This window comes from Azospirillum sp. UENF 112521 (assembly GCF_058780665.1).
In genome coordinates, this window is the sequence record NZ_JBSNCI010000009.1 from 341,437 (window position 1) to 365,373 (window position 23,937).

The 23,937-nt window shown below is 72.1% G+C and carries 23 protein-coding genes; 15 read left to right on the forward strand and 8 right to left on the reverse strand.

Annotation, left to right across the window (positions count from 1 at the left end):
• Positions 1-32: 32 nt before the first annotated feature.
• From ACWPN8_RS33155 to ACWPN8_RS33165, 3 genes are read left to right on the forward strand one after another with little or no spacing between them, the layout of a single operon-like run.
• On the forward strand, positions 33-1,085 hold the full coding sequence (locus ACWPN8_RS33155) for a methionine ABC transporter ATP-binding protein (protein ID WP_492243868.1): 1,053 nt from the start codon (positions 33-35) through the stop codon (positions 1,083-1,085).
• Entirely contained in the window at positions 1,063-1,731 is a 669-nt protein-coding gene (locus tag ACWPN8_RS33160) for a methionine ABC transporter permease (RefSeq protein ID WP_109450600.1), read from the forward strand. The genes ACWPN8_RS33155 and ACWPN8_RS33160 overlap by 23 nt, the downstream gene beginning before the upstream one ends.
• 42 nt (positions 1,732-1,773) lie before the next feature.
• Complete coding sequence (locus ACWPN8_RS33165; protein WP_109450602.1) at positions 1,774-2,565, forward strand: MetQ/NlpA family ABC transporter substrate-binding protein; 792 nt, start codon at positions 1,774-1,776, stop codon at positions 2,563-2,565.
• Between the two features lies 1 nt (position 2,566).
• Here the strand turns inward: ACWPN8_RS33165 and ACWPN8_RS33170 are convergent, their stop codons facing one another.
• Both ACWPN8_RS33170 and ACWPN8_RS33175 read right to left on the reverse strand, forming a co-directional pair.
• Positions 2,567-2,998: a hypothetical protein gene (locus ACWPN8_RS33170; protein ID WP_492243869.1), complete on the reverse strand. Its 432-nt coding sequence runs from the start codon at positions 2,996-2,998 to the stop codon at positions 2,567-2,569.
• Positions 2,959-6,213, reverse strand: coding sequence for a tetratricopeptide repeat protein (locus ACWPN8_RS33175; RefSeq protein ID WP_492243870.1), 3,255 nt, complete (start codon positions 6,211-6,213; stop codon positions 2,959-2,961). The genes ACWPN8_RS33170 and ACWPN8_RS33175 overlap by 40 nt, the downstream gene beginning before the upstream one ends.
• A 219-nt stretch (positions 6,214-6,432) precedes the next feature.
• Here ACWPN8_RS33175 and ACWPN8_RS33180 point away from each other — a divergent pair, with 219 nt between their 5' ends.
• Genes ACWPN8_RS33180 through ACWPN8_RS33225 form a run of 10 tightly spaced genes read left to right on the forward strand, consistent with a single transcriptional unit; the run spans position 6,433 to position 16,720 of the window.
• Positions 6,433-6,828, forward strand: coding sequence for a response regulator (locus ACWPN8_RS33180; protein WP_109450607.1), 396 nt, complete (start codon positions 6,433-6,435; stop codon positions 6,826-6,828).
• A 10-nt stretch (positions 6,829-6,838) separates the two neighbouring features.
• Positions 6,839-7,471 (forward strand): chemotaxis protein CheC, encoded by a 633-nt coding sequence (locus ACWPN8_RS33185; protein WP_492243871.1) that lies wholly within the window; start codon positions 6,839-6,841, stop codon positions 7,469-7,471.
• A 57-nt stretch (positions 7,472-7,528) separates the two neighbouring features.
• Positions 7,529-9,517, forward strand: coding sequence for a methyl-accepting chemotaxis protein (locus ACWPN8_RS33190; protein WP_492243872.1), 1,989 nt, complete (start codon positions 7,529-7,531; stop codon positions 9,515-9,517).
• 5 nt (positions 9,518-9,522) lie between these two features.
• Positions 9,523-11,199 carry a chemotaxis protein CheW gene (locus tag ACWPN8_RS33195; protein WP_492243873.1) on the forward strand — a complete coding sequence of 559 codons (1,677 nt, stop codon included), beginning with the start codon at positions 9,523-9,525 and terminating at the stop codon, positions 11,197-11,199.
• Positions 11,200-11,218: 19 nt separating this feature from the next.
• Positions 11,219-12,322, forward strand: coding sequence for a chemotaxis-specific protein-glutamate methyltransferase CheB (cheB, locus tag ACWPN8_RS33200; RefSeq protein WP_492243874.1), 1,104 nt, complete (start codon positions 11,219-11,221; stop codon positions 12,320-12,322).
• A 4-nt stretch (positions 12,323-12,326) separates the two neighbouring features.
• Positions 12,327-12,950 (forward strand): HEAT repeat domain-containing protein, encoded by a 624-nt coding sequence (locus tag ACWPN8_RS33205; RefSeq protein ID WP_492243875.1) that lies wholly within the window; start codon positions 12,327-12,329, stop codon positions 12,948-12,950.
• A gap of 5 nt (positions 12,951-12,955) precedes the next feature.
• Complete coding sequence (locus ACWPN8_RS33210) at positions 12,956-13,834, forward strand: CheR family methyltransferase (protein WP_109450620.1); 879 nt, start codon at positions 12,956-12,958, stop codon at positions 13,832-13,834.
• Positions 13,831-14,241, forward strand: a complete 411-nt coding sequence (locus ACWPN8_RS33215; RefSeq protein WP_109450622.1) for a response regulator — start codon at positions 13,831-13,833, stop codon at positions 14,239-14,241. Before ACWPN8_RS33210 ends, ACWPN8_RS33215 begins: the two co-directional genes overlap by 4 nt.
• Positions 14,238-16,481 (forward strand): chemotaxis protein CheA, encoded by a 2,244-nt coding sequence (locus tag ACWPN8_RS33220; RefSeq protein ID WP_492243876.1) that lies wholly within the window; start codon positions 14,238-14,240, stop codon positions 16,479-16,481. The genes ACWPN8_RS33215 and ACWPN8_RS33220 overlap by 4 nt, the downstream gene beginning before the upstream one ends.
• Positions 16,481-16,720, forward strand: coding sequence for a hypothetical protein (locus tag ACWPN8_RS33225; RefSeq protein WP_109050385.1), 240 nt, complete (start codon positions 16,481-16,483; stop codon positions 16,718-16,720). The genes ACWPN8_RS33220 and ACWPN8_RS33225 overlap by 1 nt, the downstream gene beginning before the upstream one ends.
• Here the strand turns inward: ACWPN8_RS33225 and bluB are convergent.
• The 3 genes from bluB to cobA are packed head-to-tail and all read right to left on the reverse strand — an operon-like array spanning position 16,692 to position 19,457.
• Positions 16,692-17,348 (reverse strand): 5,6-dimethylbenzimidazole synthase, encoded by a 657-nt coding sequence (gene bluB / locus ACWPN8_RS33230; protein ID WP_492243877.1) that lies wholly within the window; start codon positions 17,346-17,348, stop codon positions 16,692-16,694. The two genes, ACWPN8_RS33225 and bluB, sit on opposite strands and share 29 nt — an antisense overlap.
• A 2-nt stretch (positions 17,349-17,350) precedes the next feature.
• Positions 17,351-18,664, reverse strand: a complete 1,314-nt coding sequence (locus tag ACWPN8_RS33235) for a cobyrinic acid a,c-diamide synthase CobB (protein WP_492243878.1) — start codon at positions 18,662-18,664, stop codon at positions 17,351-17,353.
• Positions 18,657-19,457, reverse strand: coding sequence for a uroporphyrinogen-III C-methyltransferase (gene cobA, locus ACWPN8_RS33240; protein ID WP_492243879.1), 801 nt, complete (start codon positions 19,455-19,457; stop codon positions 18,657-18,659). The genes ACWPN8_RS33235 and cobA overlap by 8 nt, the downstream gene beginning before the upstream one ends.
• Here cobA and ACWPN8_RS33245 point away from each other — a divergent pair.
• Complete coding sequence (locus tag ACWPN8_RS33245; RefSeq protein ID WP_109450687.1) at positions 19,456-20,637, forward strand: cobalt-precorrin-5B (C(1))-methyltransferase; 1,182 nt, start codon at positions 19,456-19,458, stop codon at positions 20,635-20,637. The two genes, cobA and ACWPN8_RS33245, sit on opposite strands and share 2 nt — an antisense overlap.
• On the opposite strand, the gene cobM is transcribed toward ACWPN8_RS33245, so the two are convergent.
• From cobM to cbiE, 3 genes are read right to left on the reverse strand one after another with little or no spacing between them, the layout of a single operon-like run.
• Positions 20,592-21,377 carry a precorrin-4 C(11)-methyltransferase gene (gene cobM, locus ACWPN8_RS33250; RefSeq protein ID WP_109450689.1) on the reverse strand — a complete coding sequence of 262 codons (786 nt, stop codon included), beginning with the start codon at positions 21,375-21,377 and terminating at the stop codon, positions 20,592-20,594. The genes ACWPN8_RS33245 and cobM overlap by 46 nt on opposite strands.
• Positions 21,374-21,817, reverse strand: coding sequence for a cobalamin biosynthesis protein (locus ACWPN8_RS33255; protein ID WP_109450691.1), 444 nt, complete (start codon positions 21,815-21,817; stop codon positions 21,374-21,376). Before ACWPN8_RS33255 ends, cobM begins: the two co-directional genes overlap by 4 nt.
• On the reverse strand, positions 21,805-23,073 hold the full coding sequence (cbiE, locus tag ACWPN8_RS33260; RefSeq protein WP_109450693.1) for a precorrin-6y C5,15-methyltransferase (decarboxylating) subunit CbiE: 1,269 nt from the start codon (positions 23,071-23,073) through the stop codon (positions 21,805-21,807). Before cbiE ends, ACWPN8_RS33255 begins: the two co-directional genes overlap by 13 nt.
• Between cbiE and ACWPN8_RS33265 the strand changes: the two genes are divergently transcribed.
• Positions 23,072-23,866 carry a cobalt-precorrin-6A reductase gene (locus ACWPN8_RS33265; protein ID WP_492243880.1) on the forward strand — a complete coding sequence of 265 codons (795 nt, stop codon included), beginning with the start codon at positions 23,072-23,074 and terminating at the stop codon, positions 23,864-23,866. The two genes, cbiE and ACWPN8_RS33265, sit on opposite strands and share 2 nt — an antisense overlap.
• The last annotated feature ends 71 nt before the right edge of the window (positions 23,867-23,937 follow it).

Genomic DNA, 23,937 nt, shown 5'->3' on the forward strand with positions numbered 1-23,937 from the left:
GACGCTGGACGTCCCCTTTTGCCGATTAAAAGATGATAACGCTAACAAACATTCACAAGACTTACGCGGCGCGCGGCGGTGGGGCTCCGGTCCATGCGCTGACCGACATCGACCTGTCCATCGAACGCGGCGAGGTCTTCGGGATCATCGGCCGGTCCGGCGCCGGCAAATCCACGCTGCTGCGCACGGTCAATCTGCTGGAAAGCCCGAGTTCGGGCAGCGTCACGGTGGACGGGGTGGAGATGACCGCCCTGTCGGCGGCGGAGCTGCGCAAGGCCCGCCATTCCATCGGCATGATCTTCCAGCACTTCAACCTGCTGTCCTCGCGCACCGTCTTCGACAATGTGGCGCTGCCGCTGGAACTGGCCGGTACCCCGAAGGCGGAGATCCGCCGGACGGTGGAGCCGCTGCTCGACCTCGTCGGGCTGGCCGACAAGCGCGACCGCTACCCGGCGGAGCTGTCGGGCGGGCAGAAACAGCGCGTCGGCATCGCCCGCGCGCTGGCCAGTAAGCCGAAGGTGCTGCTGTCGGACGAGGCGACCTCCGCACTCGACCCGGAGACGACGACGCAGATCCTGCATCTGCTGGGCGACATCAACCGGCGGCTCGGCCTGACCATCGTGCTGATCACCCACGAGATCGCGGTGATCAAGGAGATCTGCCACAAGGTGGCGGTGATGGAGAATGGCCGGGTGATCGAGCAGGGGCCGGTCTTCGACATCTTCGCCCACCCCAACCACCCGACCACCCGCAGCTTCGTCGATCCCGTCATCAACCGCGGCATCCCCGACAGCCTGCGCGACCGGCTGTCGCCCCAGCCCGGTTTGGGGAGCAACCCGGTGCTGCGCATCACCTTCACCGGCGCGAAGGCGACCACCCCGGTCATCAGCGCCATCAGCCGCCAGCTGAACCTGGACCTGAACATCTGGCACGGCCAGATCGACGAGATCCAGGGCGCGCCGTTCGGCACGCTGGTGGTGGAGGCGCTGGGCGATCAGGCCAAGGTCGATGCCGCCATCGCGCTGGTGAAAGAGAACAATCTGGGTGTCGAGGTGTTGGGCCATGCTCTCCCCGCAAATCATTGACCTGCTGATCAAGGGGCTGATCGACACGCTGCACATGGTGGCGGTGTCGGGCGCCATCGGGACGCTGATCGGCCTGCCCATCGGCGTGATGCTGGCCGTCACCGGCCGAGGCGAGCTGTTGCAGAATTTCGCCTTCAACAAGGTGATGGGGGCGGTGGTCAACATGACCCGCTCCACCCCCTTCATCATCCTGGTGGTGGCGATCATCCCCTTCACCCGGCTGATCGCCGGCACCTCCATCGGCACCAACGCCGCCATCGTGCCGCTGACCGTCGCCGCCGCCCCCTTCATCGCCCGCGTGGTGGAGAATGCGGTGCGCGAGGTCGACCGCGGGCTGGTCGAGGCGGCGCAGGCGATGGGGGCCACGCCGTTCCAGATCATCCGCAAGGTCCTGCTGCCGGAAGCCCTGCCGGGCATCGTCGCCGGCCTGACCCTGTCGGCGGTCAGCCTGGTCGGCTATTCCGCCATGGTCGGTGCGGTCGGCGGCGGCGGCCTGGGCGATCTCGGCATTCGCTACGGCTATCAACGCTTCCTGCCGGAGGTGATGCTGGCGGTGGTGATCGTACTGATCGTGCTGGTGCAGATCGTCCAGTCGACGGGCGACCTGATCGCCCGCCGCGTCAACAAACGCAATCTGAAGTCCTGACCCCCCAAAAGACCTGACTCAAGAAACCGAGGAGTGTTCGAGATGCTGCGCTTCCGTTCGCTGGCTTCGCTGCTGGCCGGTGCCGCCACCATGGCCATCGCGCTTGGTGCTTCCGCCGAGACCATCAAGGTCGGCGTCACCGCCGGTCCGCATGCCCAGATCCTGGAAGCGGTGAAGCCCATCGCCGCCAAGGACGGGCTGGACATCCAGATCCTGGAATTCACCGACTACGTCATCCCGAACCAGGCGCTGGCCGGCGGCGATCTCGACGCCAACAGCTTCCAGCACCAGCCCTATCTGGACAACCAGGTGAAGGACCGCGGCTTCGATCTGGTCAGCGTCGGCAAGACGGTGGTCTATCCCATCGGCATCTATTCCAAGAAGGTGAAGAGCCTGGAAGAGCTGCCGACGGGTGCCAAGTTCGCCATTCCCAACGACCCGACCAACGGCGGCCGCGTCCTGCTGCTGCTCCAGGCCAAGGGCCTGATCAAGCTGAAGGACGGCGGCACCCTGAAGGCCTCGCCCATCGACATCGTCGAGAACCCGAAGAAGCTGGAGATCGTCGAGCTGGACGCCGCCCAGCTGCCGCGCTCGCTGGACGACGTGACTGCCGCCGCGATCAACACCAACTTCGCGCTGGAGGCCGGCATCGACCCGGTCAAGGACGCCATCGCCCGCGAGGCGGCCGACAGCCCCTATGCCAACGTCATCGCCGTCCGCAAGGCCGACAAGGACAAGCCCTGGGTCGCCAAGCTGGTGAAGTCCTACAACAGCCCCGAGGTGAAGGAGTTCATCCTCACCAAGTTCAAGAACGCCGTGGTTCCGGCATTCTGAGTCAGCGCGTTCTGAGACCGATGAGGGCACGCCCGGCGGCGCTGAGCGCGTCGCCGAGCGTCCCGCCCGGTTCCGGGCAGACCAGCCGCATCGACGGATACCAGGGCCGGCAGCCGGTGCCGAGCGCCGTCCAGTCCCCCGCCGGCCCGATCCGCCAGACCGGCACGCCCAGCGCGCCGGCCATCTCCGCCACCGAAGTTCCGGCGGAGATCACCAGATCCAGCGCCGCGGTCAGGGCCGCCGCACCATCCAGATCGTTTTTGAGGTCGAGCGGTGGGCGGTGGATCGCGATGCCGAAACGCCGTTCGGCGTCGGCGAGTTCGGCCTCGCACTCGTCATATTGCAGGCTGATCAGCCGCAGGCCGGGCAGGGTGAGAATCGGCGCCCAGTCGGTCAGCGGGGCGTAATTGGCGTCGCGCGCGGCACCGCGCATGCCGCTGCGCCAGCAGATACCGACGGTGAGGCTGGAGCCGGCCCCCCCAACCACTCCCGCCACCGCTCCACCGCCGCCTCGTCGGCGCGCAGCCATCCGCCACGCTTCGCAAAGCCGGCCAGCCCCCAGCCCAGCCGCAACGGCAGCGACCCGGCCGGGATGTGACAGTCGGCATCCGCCGGATCCGCGGTCGCGGCGCGCACCGTCGCCTGTGGGAAGGAGCGCGCGAACAGCGCCACCAGCCGCGGCTCGCATTCCACGATGATCCGGCCCGCGGCTGCGGCTGCGCGTGCGATCAGACCGGGGTAGCAGGCGCTGTGCATCAGCTCGTCGCCGACTCCCTGCTCGCGCCAGACCAGCAGCGTCCGTACCGCCAGGTCGCCGCCGTCCCAGGCGGGAATGCGGAAGCGGCGGTCGGGCAAGGCCTGTCCGGCGGCGAAGCGGGCCTCCAACCCGGTCCAACCGGTGTCTAGTTCCCCACGTGCCAGCGCCGCATAGCCGCGGTTGAAGGCGGCGAGCGTCAGGGTCGGGTCGTCCTCCACCGCCTGCCGGTAGGCAGCATCGGCCTCGACCGGACGGCCGGCGGCGTGCAGGGCGTTGCCCTGGTTGTAGCGCCATTCCGCCCGCTTGGGCTCCAGCGCCAGGGCGCGGCCCCAGCCCTTCAGCGCGGCATCGGGCCGGCCCTGCCGCTGGCGCAGATCGGCCAGCCCGGCCCAGCCGGCGCCGGTTCCGGGCGCAAACAGGATCACCCGCCACCAGGCCAGCCCGGCAGCATTGCCGTCGCCCGCCCGCTCCAGTGCCAACGCGAGGTTGCCCAGCGTGGCGAGATCGCCGTGGTGGCCCTGGAGCGCCAGACGCAGATGGGCGACCGCCTCCGCCGGCCGGTCGAGCGCCAGGGCCGCCAGCCCCAGGTTGCTGATCGCCGCCGGGTCGCCGGGTCGCAGGCGCAAGGCCCGGCCGGCGGTGCGCTCCGCCTCGGCGGCATGGTCGGGGTCGCGCAGGGCCTCGGCCGACAGGGCGGTCCAGCCCTCCGCGACAGCGGGGTCGAGGGCGAGCGCCCGCATGAAGAAGGGCCGGCCTTCCCCGCCCATCGCCTGCCGCGCCAGCCCGGCATTGATCCACAGCCCGGCATGGACGGGGGCGAGGCGCCGTGCCGCGTCGGTCGCCTCTGCCGCTTCGGCCGCCGCGCCGCGGGACAGCCGCAGGGCGCCGAGATTGCCGAGCGCCTCGACATCCTCGGGCGCCAGCGCCGCGGCGGCCTGCCAATCGGCCTCGGCGTCGGCGAGCGCGCCCATCTCCTGCCGGGCCAGGGCGCGGCGCTTGTGGCGGTCGGCGCTCGGCTCCGCCGCGATGGCGCGGGTCAGCAGGGTGTCGGCGATGTCGGGGCGGCCGGCCTGCTGGCCGAGCAGCGCGTAGCCTTCCAGCGCCGCCGGCACCTCGCCGCCCTGGTCGAGGATGCGCTGATAGGCCTTTTCCGCGTCCGGCCAGCGGCCCGACCCGTGCAGGTCGCGCGCTTCGGCCAGCCACTCCTCGATTGGCAGAGCTGAGGGCGGAGCAGGGGCCAAGCGGCGCAATTCCGCCGCCATGCGCGCCAGCACGTCCGGCAACCCCTCGCCGGGGCGGGTGCTCCACAGCCGCATCGACGGGAACCAGGGGCGCACCCCGGTGCCGAGCGCCGTCCAGTCGCCGGCCGGGCCGAAGCGCCAGACCGGCACCCCGAGTGCGCCCGCCATCTCGCCGACGGAACTCGCCACCGTCACCACGAGGTCGAGGCCGGCGATCAGTGCCGCCACGCCTTCCAGATCGTTCTTCAGATCGGTGCCGGGCCAGCGCTGGACCGTCACGCCGAGTTGCCCTTCGACAGCGGCGATCTCCGCCTCGCGCCCGTCATATTGCAGGGTGACTGGGATCAGGCCGGGCAGGGTCAGCAGCGGCGCCCAGTCGGCGAGCGTGGTGTAGGAGGCCTTGCGCTCCCCCAGCATATTCTGGCTGCCCCAGCAGAGGCCGACGCGCAGCCCCGGCTCCAGCGCCGCCAGCCGGTCGCGCCACTCCGCCAGCCGCAGCGGGTCGGGCGCCAGCCAGGAGGGCCGGGCGGGAAAGTCGGCGAGGCCGGGGCGCAGCAGCCGGGGCAGCGATCCCATCGGCAGATGCGCGCCGGCGTCGGCGGGGGCGGGATCCGCCGTCTGCGCCCGTACGGTGACGCCGGGAAGGGCGCGGCCGACCAGCCCGGTCAGGCGGGCATCGACCTCGACGACCAGCGTTTCCGGGCCGAGCCGCTCCGCAAGGTCGGGCAGGGCGGTGCCGAACATCAGCTCGTCGCCCAACCCCTGTTCGCGCCAGACCAGCAGGCGCGCCCCCGGAGTTCCGTCCCAGGCCGGCAGGGAAAAGCTGCGCCCGGCCGACACGCGGCGGGAGACGAAGCGCGCCTCGTACTCCTCCCAGCCTCCGGTCAGCCGGCCGCGCCCGAGCAGCCGCAGGGCGAGGTTCCAGCGGGCCAGCGCAAAGCCGGGCGCCTGGATCAGCGCCTGGGCGTAGAGCGCCTCCGCCTCGTCGCCGCGGCCCTGGGCCTCGCGCAGCAGGGCGAGGTTCACCATGGCTTCGGCATCGCCGGGGGCGAGCCGCAGGGCCTCCAGATGCGCCGCCTCGGCCTCATTGGTGCGGCCGGTCTCCTTCAGCACGACGCCGAGGTTGGTCAGGGCGGTGGCATGGCCGGGGTCGAGCCGCAGGGCATGGCGCAGCGCCGTTTCGGCCTCGGCATAGTCATCCTGCTCCCGCAGCAGCGTGCCGAGATTGGCCCAGGCCTCGGCATAGCCGGCATTCAGGTCCAGCGCGCGGCGGTAATGGACGGCGGCCTCCGCCAGCCGGCCCTGCTCCTGGAGCGCGCTGCCCAGGCTGTTGTGCGCCTCCGCATAGGGTTCGCGGAGCGCGAGCGCCCGGCGGTATTCCGCCTCCGCCTCCGCCAGCCGGCCCAGCGCGTGCAGCGCGAGGCCGAGGTTGGCGTGCTGTTCGGCGACGCCGGGGCGGTGCAGGACGGCCTGCCCGATCAGGCGGACGGCGTCGGCATCCAGCCCGCGCTGGTGGTGCAGCACGCCGATCAGGTGCAGTGCGTCAGCGTTCCGCCCGTCGGCGGCCAGCATGGCGCGATAGGCGCGCTCCGCCCCGTCCAGGTCGCCGGCGCGGTGATGGGCCAGCGCCTCGCGCAGGAGGGCGGCCAATCGGGCCGGGAGTTTGGAGGCGGCGGAAGGCGGCATTGGGCGTCGGCCGGATCGGAGAAAACGTGTCGTTTCGATAGCATGAGTCGGCGGGATGGCGCGCAGGCAAAATCCCAAGAACATTTAAGGGGACTGGCGCGGCACATTTCATTCTGTATACTTGCGCTCAATTCGGTCCAGGCTAGGCTTCCTTGGCCAATATCCATCCAAAAGGCGTATATCTTGAGTAAGACTGCAATCATTGTCGATGACAGCAAGCTTTCGCGCATGCATGTGCGGGCCATGGTCTTGCGCAACAAGCCGGACTGGACGGTGGTCGAGGCTGCGAACGGCGGCGAACTCTTCACGACGTTGCAGGACACGCCGGTCGATGTTGCCATCATCGACTACAACATGCCCGGCGACAACGGCGTGGAGACCGCGGCCAAGCTGCGCCAGAGCCATCCGGGCATCCACATCGCCATCATCACCGCCAATGCCCAGGACGCGGTGGTGTCCGGCATCCGCGGCGTCGGCGCCGCCTTCATGCCCAAGCCGCTGGAGGAGGAGCAGGTCGTCCGCTTCCTGAACTCCACCGCCCTGCCGCCACGCCGCCCGACACAGCCGCAGCAGGAGTGACCGCATTCCCATGCTGAGCGATCTGGAGCGCGACGCCCTGGCCGAACTGGGCAACATCGGCATCGGCCGGGCATCGACGGCGCTCGGCCGCATGCTGGGCGGGCTGGTGACCCTGTCGGTCCCGACGGTGGACATGGTGCCGCCGGACACGGTGGCCGAGCTGCTGGACCGGGCGCTGACGCCGCCGCTGGTGGGCATCTCGGAAACGCTGGGCGGGCTGTTCGCCGGCTGCGCCCTGCTGGTCTTCCCCCAGGCGGGCAGCATTGCCCTGGTGCGCGCCGCCCTGCCGCCCGAAATCCCCGCCGAGGAGGTGCCGGAGCTGGAGGACGAGGTGCTGTCGGAGTTGGGCAACGTCGTCCTGAACAGCGCGCTGGCGCTGGTCGCCAACCTGCTGGGCGAACCGGTCGACACCGGTCTGCCGGCGGTGTTCCGCGGCAATGCGGCGGAGGTGTTGCGGGGCTGTGCGGGAACGGCTCCGACGGCGGAGGGAGCCGCGGTGCTGTTCCACATTGATCTGCGCACCAGCCTGCCGGGCGGCGAAGGCGTCGTGGTCGGCGGGCGGGTGGTCCTGCTGCTCGACGCCGGCTCGGCCGGCGCGCTCCAGGCGACGCTCGGCCGCTACATCGGCCGGCTCGTGGCGTAACGGAAACAAGAACAACCGGCCGGTCGGACAGGCGGGTAAGGAAGACGGGTAAGGACCATGGCACTCATCAAGAAGACCAAGATCGATACGGCGCGCACCGCCCGGACCAGGTCCGGCGCCGACGACGAGGGTCCGGACCGGTCCGCCGCCGCTGTCGAGTCCGCGCCGGCCGCCTCGGCAGCCGCCCCCCCGATGGCCGCCGCCACGGGTGCGCCGCAGCGCCGCCGGGCGCGCGCCGATTCGCGCCGCCGACAGGCCGCCACCGGCATCGCCGCCGCCTCGACCGAACTGGCCAGCGGCATCACCCAGGCGGCGTCGGCGGCGGAGGAACTGCGCCGGGCGATGGAGCAGATCGCCGCCGGAGCCGAGGAGTCGGCCGGCGCCACCCAGCAGTCGCAGCGCATGATCGGCCGCGCGTCGGAACTGCTGACCCGCTCGCGCAGCACGGCGGAGCAGGCGGTGCTGCGGGTCGAGGCGTTGCAGGCGACGCTGAAGGACGTCAGCGGCCAGATCCTGTCCTCCATCGAGGGCATCGTCCGCGCCGCCGAACGGCAGGAAGCATCGGTGAGTCTGGTCCGCGACCTGGAAGCCCAGGCCCGCGAGATCGGCACCATTGTGCAGAGCGTCGCCGCCATCGCCGACCAGACCAATCTGCTGGCGCTGAACGCCGCCATCGAGGCAGCCCGCGCCGGGGAGGCCGGCAAGGGCTTCGCCGTCGTCGCCGACGAGGTGCAGGCGCTGGCCGAACGGTCGGAGCGCAGCGCCAACGACATCCAGTCGATGGTCGGGGAAATCCAGGATGCGGTGGCCGCCATCGCCGCCGGCATCGTCGCCTCGTCGGACGCGGCCAAGGCGGAAGTGGAGCGCGGCCGCAGGATCGTCGAGCAGCTGGAAGGCGTGCGGTCGGACATGTCGACCCTGGTCCAGGGCGCGCAGGAGACGATCCGCGCCGCGGTCGAGGCCGATCAGGCGGCGCGCGAGGCCCTGCGCGGGGCCGAGACCATCGCCGCCAGCGCCGAGGAACAGTCCGCCGCCGCCGAGGAGGCGCTGCGGACCGCGGGCGAGCAGGCGGTGGCCCTGGCCCAGAGCCAGCGCGCCGCCGGCCAGCTGTCCGAGGTGGCCGAGGATCTGGAGGGCACCGCAGACCTCGCCGCCACCGCCGACGAGCTGGCGTCGGCCGCCGAGGAGCTGTCGGCCGCCATCGAGGAGATCAACCGCGGGGCGGCCCAGATCATGACCGCCATCGGCCAGATCTCCGGCGGGGCGCAGTCGCAGAGTGCCGCCACCCACCAGCTTGCCTCCGCCATCGCGGAAATCGACGCGGCGGCGACGCTGGCCGCCGGCCGGGCCGGCAAGTCGGTGGAACGCTGCACCGCGATGGAAGGGCTGCTGGGCGAGACGCGGGACACCATCGGCCGGCTTGCCGACGGCATGCTGGAGGCGGTGGAGTCTTCCCGCCGGGCCGGGGACCGGCTGGACGCGCTGGACCGGATCGGCCGGCGCATCGACAAGGTGGTGGACGCCATCGCCACCGTCGCCATCCAGACCGGCATGCTGGCGGTCAGCGGCTCCATCGAGGCGGCGCGGGCGGGCGAGTTCGGCCGCGGCTTCACCGTGGTCAGCGGCGACATCCGCAAGCTGGCCGGCGACAGCGCCGACAGTGCGGAGCGGGTGAAGGACATCGTCCGCGACATCCAGGACCAGATGCTGCGGGTGCGCCGCGACGTGGAGGAGGGGTCGGCCACCGCGGTGACGGAGATCGCGCGGCACCGCGCCTTCGGCGTCACCCTGACCGCCAGCGCGCAGGAGCTGCGGGTGGTCACCGCCGGCAGCCGCGAAATCCTGGAGGCCGCCACCGAGACGACCATGGCGCTCCGCGAGACCCGCGTCGGGGTGGAGCAGGTGGCCACCGCCGCCGCCGCCGCGAACCTCGCCGGCACCGAAGCGGCCAAGGCGGCGCGCGAGCAGGCGAAGGGTGCCGAGGAACTGGCGTCGGCGATCGAGGAGATCGCGGCGATGGCCGACAGCCTGCTGGGCGCGGTTTGACCGCCGTGGCCGGGCGCGCGCCAGGGGAGACGGACGGGGAGACGGGCGGCGCTCTCGACTTCGTCACGGTGACGGTCGCCGACCTGCGCCTTGCCCTGCCGCTGCCGGCGGTCCGCGCGGTGATCCGGTTGCCGGAGCTGGTGCGCATCCCGCTGGGGCCGCCCAGCCTGGACGGGCTGGCGCACTGGCATGGCGACGCGGTGCCGGTGCTGGACCTCGCCACGGCGTTGGGCAGGCCGGGCGGCGCGGAGCCGACGCGGGAGACGCGGGTGGTGCTGGTCGGGCATCGCAGCCAGATGGGCGGCCAGACGACGGTGGGGCTGCGGGTGGATGCGATGGCCGGCATCCTGCGCAGCAATCCCGACCGCATCGATCCGGTGACGCAGGAGGAGGGCGGGCTCGACCCCGCCCTGCTGGACGGCCTGCTGCGTGACGGCCCGGCGACCATCCTGAAGCTGGATGCGCTGATCGACAGCCAGTTCGGCGATCCGGCGGAGACGGAGCGGACGGACCGGGGCTCAGCCTCCGCGGCGGCCGGCTTCGGTCCCGTGCCGGCCGGGGGAAGTGGTGCCGCGGGCGGTATCAAGGGCACTGTCGACCGGCAGGCCCTGCTGGTCTTCGAGGTGTCGGGACAGGAATTCGCCCTGCCGGTGGATCGGGTGCGCGAGGTTTTGCCGGCCCCGCGCGAGGTCACGCGCATGGCGCGGTCCAGGGCGCACCTGCTGGGCGTGATGGCGGTGCGCGACCGGCTGCTGCCGCTGGTGGGCCTGCGCGCCCTGTTCGGGCTGGAGGCTGGCGAAGGGCAGGACTCCAGTGGATTGGCGGCCGGGCGCCGCGTCGTCGTGGTGCGCTCCGGCAATGGGCAGGCGCCGGTCGGCGTGCTGGTGGACGAGGTGCGCGAGATCCTGCGGCTCGACCCGGCGCTGATCGACCCGGTGCCGCCGCTGCTCGCCCGCGAGCCGGAATTCGAGGATCTGGACGGCATCGCCAGAGCGGATGGCGGGGCTGGCGGCGTGTCCGGTGGTGGGCAGCGGCTGGTGTCGGTGCTGTCGGCGGAGCGGCTGTTCCGCCATGGCGCCGCATTCGGGACAGGGGCGGGCGCTGCGGAGGCGGACGGGGAAGGGGACGGGATGGAACCGGCGCAGCCTGCGGATGGCTCCAACGGGATCGGCGGTGCGGGGGAACGCTTCGTCGTCTTCCGCCTTGCCGGGGCGGAATATGGCCTGCCGGTCTCCGCCGTGCGCGAGGTGTTGCGCCGGCCCGACAGCATCACGCCATTGCCCAATGCGCCCGACTTCGTCGCTGGCGTGCTGACCCTGCGCGGCGAGGTGCTGCCGCTGATCGACCAGCGCCGGCTGCTGGCGCTGCCGGCCGCCGACAGCAAGAGCGGACCAGCCGGGCTGGAGCGCGGGCGGGTGGTGGTGGTCGGGCGCGACGGGCTGCTGGTCGGGCTGCTGGTCGACGGGCTGTCCGGCCTGCTGACCGTCCCGGCGGATCGGATCGGTCCGGCCCCGGCGGTGTCGGCGGCGCAGCGCCGGCTGATCCGCCGGGTGGCGACGCTGGATGCGGCAGGGGATATGGCCGGGGATGTGGCCGGTGCCGCCCGCCTGATCCTGCTGATGGAGGCGGACAGCCTGCTCGACATGGACCGACTGGCGGAGCTGCCCGTTACCCCGCGGTGACGGACGGATGGGGGGCGGCGTGCTGACGGTTCTGGTGGTGGACGATTCCGCGCTGATGCGCCGGCGCATCGCGGATCTGCTGGTCGAGGCCGGTTTCCGGGTGGAGACCGCGGCGACGGGAGAGGAGGCGCTGGCGCGCCTGCCGGAGGTCGATCCGGATGTGGTGACGCTGGACATCACCATGCCCGGCATGGACGGGCTGACCTGCCTTGCCCGCATCATGGTGGAGCACCCCAAGCCGGTCGTCATGGTCTCCGCCCTCACCGGGGCGGGGGCGGGCGAGACGCTGGAGGCGCTGCGGCTGGGGGCGGTGGAGGCGGTGCAGAAGCCGGCCGCCGGCTCCATCGGCCGCATCGGCGAGGAGCTGGTGGAGACGGTGCGCGCCGCCGCATCCTCCCGCCCGCGCCGGGTGCATGGTCTGCGCGAACGGCTGCGGCTGGCCCGCGCCCGCATCGCGGGTGAGGATTTCGTGGCGCCCGCACCGCCGGCGGCGCCCTCCGTGGCGGTGGATGGCGAGGTCGAGGGCGTGGTGCTGGTCGGCGTGTCCACCGGCGGGCCCAGCACGCTGGAGGACATCCTGCCGCTGCTGCCGGCCGGCTTCCCCTGGCCGGTGGTGGTGGCGCAGCATATGCCGGCCGCCTTCACCGCGACGCTGGCGCGGCGACTGGACGAGATGTGCGCGCTGAGCGTGGTGGAGGTGGAGCGGGCGACGGTGCTGGAGCCGGGCACGATCTGCATCGCCCGCGGCGGTGCCGACGTGGAGCTGGCGCGGCGGGGCGGACGCTTGCAGGCGGTCTGCGTGCCGTCCTCGCCCGACCGGCCCTGGCACCCCAACGCCGACCGGCTGGTGACCAGCGCCATGCGGCTGCTGCCGCCGGAGCGGCTGGTCGGCGTGCTGCTGACCGGCATGGGCAATGACGGGGCGGCGTCCATGGCCGAGCTTCATGCCCGCGGCGGCCGCACCATCGCGGAATCGGAGGACAGCGCGGTGGTCTTCGGCATGCCGCAGGATCTCATCCGGCGCGGCGGTGCCGGCGTCGTGCTGCCGTCGGACCGGATCGCCGGCCAACTGACCCGCTGGCTGTCGCCCGCCGCGCGGCGGACCGAAAGGACTAGGGAGTGACGCCATGGGACTTGTGAAGAAGAAGGCCGCTCCGGAGGTCTCCCCGGCCGCCGCCGGGGGGGTGCGCGATCCGCTGGCCGCGCTGGAGGATGCCGACGCCGCGGTCCGCCGCGATGCCGCCCACGGGCTGGGCCACAGCCCGCCGCCGGGTGCCGAAGCGGCGCTCGCCCGCCGGCTTCAGGCGGAGGGCGACGCCGGCGTGCGCGAGGCCATCCTGACGGCGCTTGCCCGCATCGCCACGCCTGCGGCGGCGGCGGTCCTCGTCCCCTTCCTCGACCGCGAGGATGCGGCCTTGCGCAACGCGGCGCTGGAAAGCCTGCAGCAGATGCCGGCGGAGGTCGCCGCCCCGGCGCTGCTGCCGCTGCTCGACCATGCCGACACCGATCTGCGCATCTTCGCGGTGCAGGGGTTGGGAAGCCTCGTCCATCCGGACCGCGCCGACTGGCTGGCACGGGTGATGGAGCGCGATCGCGACGTGAATGTCGGCCTCGCCGCGGTGGAGGCGCTGGCCGAGGCCGGCAGCCCGGAAGCGCTGTCCAACCTGGAGACCCTGGCCCGCCGCTTCCCCGACGACGCCTTCGTCGCCTTCGCCGTCGATGCCGCGCGTTCGAGCTTCGGCGGACGGTGAACGGAGTGAGCGAAACCGACCCGCAAGGCCTGTCGCCGGAGGATTATGCGACCCTGTGCGGCTTCCTGCGGGACCGCACCGGCCTGTCCTTCACCGAGGCCAAGCGCTATTTCGTCGACCGCCGCGTCGCCGCCCGCATGCAGGCGGTCGGGGCGACGGATTTGCGCGCCTACATGAACCTGCTGCGCTTCCAGGCGTCGGGGGAGGAGCTTCAGCGGCTCGTCAACCTGATGACGGTGAACGAGACCTATTTCTTCCGCGAAAAATACCAGTTCGACTGCCTGGTGAATTCCGCCCTCGACGAGCTGGTGCGCGGGCGGCCGAAGGGGTCGCGGCTGCGCATCTGGTCGGCCGGCTGCGCCACCGGGGAGGAGCCCTATTCCATCGCCATCATGCTGCTGGAGAACTGGAGCCGGGTGGACGATTACGAGATCGAGCTGCTGGCGTCCGACATCGACAGTGCGGTGCTGGAGCGCGCGCGCGAAGGCATCTATGACGAGCGCGCCCTGCAAGGGCTGCCGGCGCATCTGCGCGCCAAATATTTCCAGCCCCTGCGCGGGGCGGCCGACGATTGGGGACCGCGCTGGCAGATCGTCGAGGATTTGCGGGACTCGGTCGATTTCTCGCTGGTCAACCTCGCCGACCCGCAGCAGGTCCGCGGTTTCCGCGGGATCGACGTGATCTTTTGCCGCAACCTGCTGATCTATTTCGACGATCTTGGCCGACGGGAGACCGCGAGCATGTTCCACGATGCCCTGGCGCCGGGCGGCTTCGTCTGTCTCGGCCATTCGGAAAGCATGAGCCGCATGTCCTCGCTGTTCGTGCCGCGCCGGTTCCCCGACGCCATCCTTTACCAGAAGCCGGTCGACGGGGGTGCCGCATGAGCGCGAACCATACCGGCGGGCCGCGCGTCCTGGTGGTGGACGACGCCGTGACCGTGCGCGCCTTCAGCCGCCGCGTGCTGGAGGGCGCCGGCTTCGTGGTGGACGAGGCGGTGAACGGCATCGAGGGGCTGGAGCGCGCCATGGCCGTCGTGCCCGACCTGGTGATCGTCGACGTCAACATGCGCAAGATGGACGGCTACACCATGCTGCGCGTCCTGCGCCGCGATCCGGCGCTGCGCGACGTGCCGGCCATCATGATCAGCACCGAATCGAAGGACAGCGACCGCGAACAGGCCCTGTTGGCCGGTGCCAACTGGTACATCGTCAAGCCGCCGCGGCCGGAGGTGCTGGTGGAAGCGGCGCGGCTGCTGACAGGGCAACCTCTCACCACGGAGGGCGTGCCATGAGCGAGCTGTTCGACCAGTTCGTCGTCGAGGCGCAGGAGCTGCTGGAGACGGCCGGCGGCGCGCTTCTGGCACTGGAGCGCGATCCCGCCGACCGCGCGTCGGTGGACGAGCTGTTCCGCGCCTTCCACACGCTGAAGGGGGCGAGCGGCCTGTTCGACATGGCGCCCTTCACCCGGCTGGTCCATGTCGGGGAGGACACGCTGTCGCTGCTGCGCGACGGCCGGCGCGGCATGACGCCGGAGCTGGCCGACCGGCTGTTCCGCGCGCTCGACCAGTGCGCCCGCTGGGTGGCGGCGCTGGAGGACACCGGCGCCCTGCCCGCCGACGCGGCGCAGGCATCGGAGACGCTGGTCCGCGGGCTGTCCGGGGTGTCTGCGGAGGGGGCGGCCGGTGGCGGCGAGGCCGCCGGGGAGACGGACGCCTTCCCCTGGGTGGCGGCGCTGGCCGGCGAGGACCGGGAGGCGGTTGGGGTGGCCGGCGGCGTGCTGACCGCCATCGACTACAGGCCCGATCCGGACTGCTTCTTCACCGGCGACGATCCGCTGGCCCTGTTCCGGCGGGTCCCCGACCTGCGGTGGCTCCGGATCGAGCCGGCCGAGCCGCTGCCGCCCCTGGCGCAGTTGGACCCCTACCGCTGCCTGCTGCGCTTCCGCGCGCTGAGCGGGGCCGGGGTGGAGGCGGTGGCGCCGGCCTTCCGCAGCGTTCCCGATCAGGTGCGGATCGGCAGCGTCACACTGATGCCTGCTGCGGCGCCCCCCGCGGCACCGCCCTCCGCCAAGCCGATCACCATGGCGCCGCCGGGCTCGCTGGCGGCGGCGATGCTGGAGGAGCAGGCGCGCATTCTCGATCTGCCCGGCAGCGCTGCCGAACGCCAATCCCGCAACGCCGCGGTGACGCGTGCGGTCACCGCGATCCTGACCGCGCTGGGCCGGTCGGCCGACCGGGCCGTCGTGGCGGCGGCCTGCGTCGATTCCAGGACGTTGCGCCGCTTCCTGGCCGACGGGCCTCCGGAAAAGGACCCTGCGGAAAAACCCGCCGCTGCCGAGGCGCGGCCCGCCTCCCCGCGCCGTGCCCTGCGGGTGGAGCCGGAGCGGATGGACGCGCTGATGGCGCTGGTCGGCGAGCTGTCGGTGGTGAAGGGGCAGTTGGAACCGCTGGTCCGTCGCGTCGGGGACGGCGAGCTGACGCGCGACATGAAGGCCTTCTCCGCCCGGCTGGACAGCCTGGTCGGCGACCTGCGCCATGCGGCGCTGCGCCTGCGGCTGCTGCCGCTTGCCCGCGTGTTCGATCCGCTGCCCCGGCTGGTGCGCGACACCGCCCGCCGGCTGGACAAGACGGTCGAGCTGGTGCTGGACGGGGCGGAGACGGAGGCCGACAAGGACATCCTCGACGTGCTGGGCGAGCCGTTGCTGCATCTGGTGCGCAACGCAATCGACCACGGCATCGAAGCGCCGGAGCGCCGGGCCGCGTCGGGCAAGCCACCGGGCGGCACCTTGCGGGTCCATGCCTTCCAGGACAAGGGCGGGGTGGTGGTGGAGGTGTCGGACGACGGCGCCGGCATCGACCCGGCGGCGATGCGCAAGGCCGCCGTCGCCAAGGGGTTGCTCGCCCCGGATGCCGCCGCGGCGCTCGGCGACGACGAGGCCGTGCGGCTGGTCTTCGCCCCCGGCTTCAGCACCGCCGGCAGCGTATCCGACCTGTCGGGCCGCGGGGTCGGCATGGATGCGGTGCGTGCGGCGGTGGAACGGGCCGGCGGCCGGGTGGAGATCGCCTCGACCCCCGGCAGCGGCACGCGGGTGCGGCTGTCGCTGCCGCTGACGCTCAGCATCACCCGGGTTGTGGTGGTGGAGGCGGCGGGATCCTTCTACGGCATCCCGGTGGCGGTGGTCGGCGGCGTCCAGCGGGTGCCGCGTGCCGAGATCCGCGGGGTGAAGCGGGCGGAAAGCGTCGTGCTGCGCGACCGGGTGGTGCCGCTGGTCCGCCTGCGACGCCTGCTGGGCCAGCCCCCCGATGACGGGCACGGGCATGGGGGCGGGCGGGAGGGCAGGGCCGACTGCGTCGTGCTCGCCGAACTGGGCGACGGGCCGGTCGCCGTGGCGGTGGACGATGTCGGCGAGCGTGCCGACGTGGTGCTGCGTCCGATGAGCGGGGTTCTGCGGGGCTTACGCGGCTATGCCGGCACGGCGGTGCTGGGCGACGGCCGGCTGATCCTGGTGCTCGATCTGCGGGAGCTGTTGTGATGCCGATCCGTTATGACGCCGACCTCGCCCGCTTCGAGGCCGCCTGCACCGTCGAGGACGCCCTGCCGCTTGCCGAATGGCTGGAGGCGACGGCGGCGCCGCGCGTCGATCTGTCGGCTTGCACCGATCTGCACACCGCACTGCTGCAACTTTTGCTGGCGGCGCGGCCGACGATGACAGCGGGGCCGGAGGACGCGTTTCTGGCGCGCGTTATCTCCCTCCCTGCCACCGGTCCCTGAACACCAGTTCCTCCAAGGGCAGGCGCTTGCGCCAGCCCTTGGTTTCCAACTCCGGCGTCGCTTCGAAATGGGTGACGTGGCCGAGGCAGAGATAGGCGATCGGCACGATCCGCTCCGGGATGCCGAGCGCTTCCCTCAGCGCCTCCTCGTGCAAAATGCTGACCCAGCCGACCCCGAGCCCTTCCGCCCTCGCGGCCAGCCACAGGTTCTGCACGGCGCAGACGCAGCTGTAGAGGTCCATCGCCGGCATGTGGGTGCGGCCCAGCACCACCGGGCCGGAGCGCTCGCGGTCGCAAGTGATGCACAGGTTCACCGGTGCCTCGCGGATGCCCTCCAGCTTCAGGCGGCTGTAGAGGCTGCGTCGCTCGCCGTCGAACATCGCCTCCGCCTCTTCGTTGGCGCTGGCGAAGTCGGCGTGGATGCGGGATTTCACCTGCGGATCGGTGATGACGATGAAGTTCCAGGGCTGCATGAAGCCGACCGACGGCGCATGGTGGGCGGCCAGCAGGATGCGGGTCAGCACCTCGTCCGGGACCGGGTCGGGGCGGAACTGGCCGCGCACGTCGCGGCGTGAGAAGATCGCCTTGTAGAGCGCGTCGCGCTCCTCCGCGGTGAAATCCTCCTCCATCGTCACCCCCGCGCGATCAGATGGACGAAGGAGCCCAACGCCCGCCCGCGCCGGCTGCCGAGCGCGCCCAGGTCGCTGCCGTCCGCCGCCGTCGCGGCGAGCAGCGGCGCGTCGTCGCCGCGGGACAGGGTGGAGGCGTAATGGAACTCATGCCCCATCAGCAGCGATCCTGCCTCTCCCAGCGGTCCGTCGGCCAGCAGCGACGCCCGGCGATAGCCCAGATGCAGCCGCCGCTTGGCGAAGGAGGTGCGCACCCCCAGCAGCCCGGTCATCTTGTGGGTGACGCCATCGGCATCCTCCAGCGTTTCGCCCATCACCATGTAGCCGCCGCATTCGCCATAGACCGGCACCCGCTCCGCTGCCGCGCGCAGGCCGTCGCGGAAGATGGTGTTGGCGGCGAGGCGGCCGGCATGCAGCTCCGGATAGCCGCCGGGCAGATAGACGGCGTCCGCGTCCGGCGGCGGCGCCTCATCGGCCAGCGGCGAGAAGAAGAGCAGTTCCGCGCCCGCCGCCTGCCAGCCGGCGGTCAGGTGGGGATAGACGAAGGTGAAAGCGGCATCCCGCGCGATGGCGATGCGCTGGCCCGGCGGCGGCAGGGCAGGGGCATCGCTGCCGCGCCCGGCTATGGACGGCTTGGCGAGCGCAACGACACGGTCGATGTCGACATGCTCGGCGATGAAGCGGCCGAGTGCCTCCAACCGGTCGGACAGCCCCTCCGTCTCGTCAGCCTGGACGAGCCCGAGATGGCGCTCGGGCAGGCTGAGATCCGGCGCGCGCGGCAGGGAGCCCAGGACCGGGATGCCCAGCGCCTCGACGGCGCCGCCGGCCAGTGCTGTGTGGCGCGGACTGCCGACATTGTTCAGCACGACGCCGCCGATGGTCACGTCGTCGCGGTAGGTGGCGAAGCCCTTGACCAAGGCGGCGGCCGACTGCGACTGGCCTTTGGCGTTCACCACCAGCAGCACCGGCCAGCCGGTGCGCGCTGCGATCTCCGCCGTCGAGCCGGTGCCGGTGGCCCCGACGCCGGCAACGCCGTCGAACAGGCCCATCAGCGCTTCGCAGACCAGCAGATCGGCGCCCTCGGCGGCACGGGCGGCCAGCCCGTCCAGCAAATCCGGCCCCATCGCCCAGCTGTCGAGATTGACGCTGGGCCGGCCGGTGGCGGCGCGGTGGAAGGCCGGGTCGATGTAGTCCGGCCCCGACTTCACCGCCCCCACCGCCACGCCGCGGGCGCGGAGCGCCGCCAGCAGGCCGAGTGTCAACGTCGTCTTGCCGGTGCCCGAGGCCGGTGCCGCGATGATCAGGCCATTAGCCATGGTGCAGCGCCGTCTGGGCCGGCAGCCAGTCCAGCGCCGGGTGCAGCCGTACCACCTCGCCGATCACGATGATGGCCGGCGGCTCCAGCCCGCTCGCCGCCAGATCGGCGACGCAGGTGCCGAGGCTGGTGACGAGGCTCTTCTGGTTGGCGGTCGTCGCCTCCGTCACCACGCCGACGGGGGTGTCGGCGGACAGGCCGCCGGCCATCAGCTCCGCCGCGATGGTCGGCAGCGCCTTCCACCCCATATAGAGGATCAGCGGCGCCTTGGTGGCGGCCAGCGCCCGCCAATCCGGCCCGCCGCCCAGCGAATGGCCGGTCGCCAGGATCACCGCCTGGTTGGTGTCGCGGTGGGTCGCCGGGATGCCGGCATAGGCCGGGCCGGCGATGCCCGACGTGATGCCGGGGACGATGCGGAAGGGGATGCGCTCAGCCGCCAGCGCCTGCGCCTCCTCGCCGCCGCGGCCGAAGACGAAGGGGTCGCCGCCTTTCAGCCGCAGGACGCGGTGCCCCTCCTTCGCCAGCTCGATCAGGCGGTTGGTGATGTCGTCCTGATGGGCGGAGGGCCGGCCGCCGCGCTTTCCGGCGAACTCCAGCCTTGCCGATGGGCTGGCGAGCGCCATGATCCGTTCGTTGACGAGCGCGTCATGGACGATGACATCGGCTTGCCTTAGACCTTGCAGGGCCAGCAGGGTCAACAGGCCGGGGTCGCCGGGGCCGGAGCCGGCCAGCCAGACGCTGCCGGGGGCGAAGGGAACCAGGACGCTTTCGGGAATGGACGACTCAAACGACATGAACGCGGACTCAGGGTCGGAGAAGACGGAAGGCGGTGCGGAGGATGCTACACCCTTGCGCCGCGGCTGGACGACGGGAACCTGCGCCACCGCCGCGGCGCGGGCGGCGGCGGATGCCCTGTTCGGCGGGGAGTTCCCCGACCCGGTGACGGTGACCCTGCCCGGCGGCCAGGCCCCGGCCTTCGCCCTGGCCGTGACCGAACGGGGGGAGGGGACGGACGGCTCCCCGGGCGAACCCTGGGCCATGGCCGGCATAATCAAGGATGCCGGCGACGATCCCGACGTGACCCATGGCGCGCTGGTGCGGGCGCGGGTGTGGCGCGGTGCGCCCTGCAGCGGCGTGACTTTCCGCGCCGGTCCCGGCGTCGGCACCGTGACCTTGCCCGGCCTGCCGCTGCCGGTCGGCGAGCCGGCGATCAACCCGGTGCCGCGCCGCATGATCGCTCAGGCGGTGGGGGAGGCGGCGGGCGCCGCCGGCCAGCCGGCCGATCTGGTGGTCGAGGTCGGGGTGGAGAATGGCGAGCAGCTTGCCAAGCGCACCATGAACGGGCGGCTCGGCATTCTCGGCGGGCTGTCGATCCTGGGAACCACGGGGATCGTCGTGCCCTATTCCTGCGCGGCATGGATCGCCTCGATTCAGCGCGGCGTCGATGTGGCGCGGGCGGCCGGGCTGCCCCATGTCGCGGCCTGCACCGGCGACCTGTCGGAAAAGGCGGTGGTGGCGCGCTATGGCCTGCCGGAGCAGGCTCTGCTCGACATGGGCGATTTCGTCGGCGGCACGCTGAAGTATCTGCGCCGGCACCCGATTCCGCGCCTGACGCTGTGCGGCGGCTTCGCCAAGTTCGGCAAGCTGGCGCGCGGGCTGATGGATTTGCACAGCAAGCGCCATGCTGTCGATTTCGACTGGCTGGCCGACCGGCTGGCGGATCTTGGAGCCGGGCCGGAGCTGGTCGCGCAGGCGCGCGGCGCCAACACCGCGGCGCAGGTGCTGGGCATGGCGGACGCCGCCGGTCTGCCGCTGGCCGACCATGTGGCCGAGCTGGCGCGCCGCGCCGCGCAGGAGGTGCTGGAGGATGCGCCGGTCGCGGTCGAGGTGCTGGTCACCGACCGCCAGGGGCGCATCGTCGGCGAGGCTCACTCCCCCAACTCCTGGCCCAACTCCTGGCCCAGCCCCCGATAGCGCCTCACATGGCTACCGTCATAGAGCGCGCTGCAGCGGAACTCCTCATGGCCCAGCGCCGGGCCGACCAGGATCAGCGCGGTGCGTTCCATCGGTGAGGCGGCGACCTGGGCGGCGATGTCGGCCAGCGTGCCGCGCAGCACCCGCTCGTCCGGCCAGGTGGCGCGGTAGACCACCGCCGCCGGGCAGTCGGCGCCGTAGAGCGGGGTCAGCCGCTCCACCACCCGGTCGATGACGTGGATCGACAGGTGGACCGCCAGCGTGGCGCCTGAGGCGCCCAGCACCTCCAGCGTCTCGTTCGCCGGCATCGCCGAGGCGCGGCCCTCGGTGCGGGTCAGGATCAGTGTTTGGCTGACCTCCGGCAGGGTCAGCTCCCGCCCCAGCGCGGCCGATGCGGCGGCGAAGGCCGGCACGCCGGGGGTGATGCTGTAGGGGATGCCCAGCTCCCGCAGCGCGCGGGTCTGCTCGCCCAAGGCGCTGTAGACCGACAGGTCGCCGGAATGCAGCCGTGCCACATCCTGGCCGGCGGCATGGGCGGCCTGGAACTCGGCGACGATCTCTTCCAGCGTCAAGGGCGCGGTGTCGATGATGCGCGCATCGGCCGGTGCGTGGGCAATGATCTCCTTCGGGACCAGGGAGCCGGCATAGAGGCAGACCGGGCAGCGGGCGATCAGGTCGCGGCCGCGGAGCGTCAGCAGGTCGGGAGCGCCCGGTCCGGCACCGATGAAATGGACGGTCATGAACGGGTCTCCGACAGGACGATGGCAGGCAGGGCGAGCGCCACGGTGGCGCGGGGGGTGGAGCGGCGCGGCAGCAGCAGGCGCGATCCCGGCCCGGCGGCGGCCAGTGCCGCGGCTTCTGCCACCGAGGCCAGCCCGACCGCGGCCAGCACGGTGGAGGAGCGGGTGTGGACACGGTCCTGTGCCGCCAGCATCGCGTCCTCCTCGATGAAGCGCAGCGGCAGGCCGAGCGCGCGGGCGGCTTCGGCCAACCCTGCCTCGTCGGCCTTCATCGCCGGGGCTGCCAGCGCCGCCAACTGGCGCGCGGCATCGGGCAGCGCCGCTTCGTCGAAGGCGTCGGCGACCAGAGTGGCGATCTCCTCCCAACCGCAGCCGCGGCGGCAGCCCAGCCCGACAAAGACGGGACCGAACAGCAGGGCGTCGGGAGTCAGGCGGTCCATGTGTCCTCCCGGTACGGCTTTTCTGCGCAAGGTTTTTCTGCACAAGGCTTTTCGGCCCGCCACAGCGTCACCGGCATCGATGCGCGCCAGCCGCGGAAGCCGCCGACCGCCGAGGCGCGGGCCACCGAAATCTGGGTCAGCTCGCCGCCCAGCCGTTTGTGGGCGTCGAACAGCACGGCCTCGCTTTCCAGCGTCACTGCATTGGCGGCGATCCGGCCGCCGGAGGGCAGGGCGTCCCAGCAGGCGGCCAGCAGGCCATCCGCGGTCAGCCCGCCGCCGATGAAGATGGCGTCCGGCCGCTCCAGACCCTCCAGTGTAGCCGGGGCCTTGCCGCGTGCCAGCGTCAGGCCGGGCACGCCGAAGGTGGCGGCGTTGGTCAGGATGCGGGCAATCCGCTCCGGGTGGTGTTCGACGGCGATGGCTCGGTTGGCCGGGTCGCGCAGCATCCATTCGATGCCGATCGAGCCCGACCCGGCGCCAACGTCCCACAGCAGTTCCCCGCGGCGGGGCGCGAGGAAGGACAGGGTGACGGCGCGCACCTCGCGCTTGGTGATCTGGCCGTCATGCTCGAACCAGTCGTCGGGCAGGCCGGGGGCCAGCGGCAGGATGCGGGCATCGGGGGCGGCGACGCAGTCGAGCGCGATGGTGTTGAGATCGGCGGTGCGCTCGGCGGTCCAGCCGTCGGCGGTGGCCTCCAGCCGGGCCTCGCGCGGGCCGCCCATCGCCTCCAGAACCATCAGGCGCGAGGCGCCGAAGCCGCGGGCGCGCAGCAGGGCGGCCAGCTTCGCCGGGGTCGTTCCGTCCCAGGAAAGAAGCAGCAGCTTGGCGTTGGGTTGCAGATGCGGAACGACCTGCTCCAGCGGGCGGCCGTGAACGGTCAGGCAGCGGCAGTCCTGCAAGGGCCAGCCCAGCCGGGATGCGGCGAGGCTGAAGGCGGAGGCCGCCGGAATCAACGTCATTTCCGCAGCCGGAACGAGTCGCGACAGGGTGGCGCCGACGCCGTACCAGGACGGATCGCCGCTCGCCAGCACGCAGACCCGCTGGCCGCGCATGCTGAGCAGGCCAGGGAAGGCATCGGTCATCGGCGACGGCCAGGCCAGCCGTTCCTGTCCCGCAACGACCGGCACGAGATCGAGGTGACGACTGCCGCCATGGAGGATGGCCGCACTCTCCACCGCGGCGCGGGCGGCGGGCGACAAACCGTCCCAGCCATCCTCGCCGATGCCGACGATGGTGAGCCAGCGGGTCGTTCCCATGCTATCCATGGCGCCGATCCTGACGGGTGGGGAGGGGGAGATGGTCAAGGCGCTGACGGTCAAAATACTGATCCTGGGCGGCACGACGGAGGCGACGGCGCTGGCCAAACGGCTGGCCGGCCATCCGCGCATCGACGCCTGCGTCTCGCTGGCCGGTCGCACGAAGAACCCGGTGCTGCCGCCGCTGCCGACCCGCATCGGCGGCTTCGGCGGGGTGGAGGGGCTGGCCGGTTATCTGCGCGCCGAGGGCATAGAGGCTGTGATCGACGCGACCCACCCTTTCGCGGCGCAGATCTCCGCCAATGCCGCCGTGGCCTGCGCGCGGGCCGGCGTGCCGCTGCGCCTCCTGACCCGTCCGGCCTGGGTAACGGGGCCGGGCGACCGCTGGATCGGCGTGACGGACATGGCGGCCGCGGCGCTGGCTTTGCGCGGCCTGGGCGACACCGTGTTCCTGACCATCGGCCGGCAGGAGGTCGCGGCCTTCGAGGCAATGCCGGACAAGCGCTACCTGATCCGTGCCGTCGACCCGCCCGATCCGATGCCGGCCCTGCCGCGCATGAGCCTGATCCTCGACCGCGGGCCGTTCACCGTCGAGAGCGAACTGGCGCTGATGCGGGGGGAGGGGGTGGAGGTGGTCGTCAGCAAGAACAGCGGCGGACGCGCCACCGACTCCAAGCTGGAGGCCGCGCGCCGGCTCGGCCTGCCGGTGGTGATGGTGGAGCGGCCGGCCGGAAACGGTGTCGCCGAGCTGCACGACGTGGAGGACGCTGTGGGGTGGCTGGAGGGGATGTGAGGCGAGGATTTTCGGGAAATCATGCCGCGCGTCCCCCTCACCCAGCCCTCTCCCCGGGGGAGAGAGGGTTA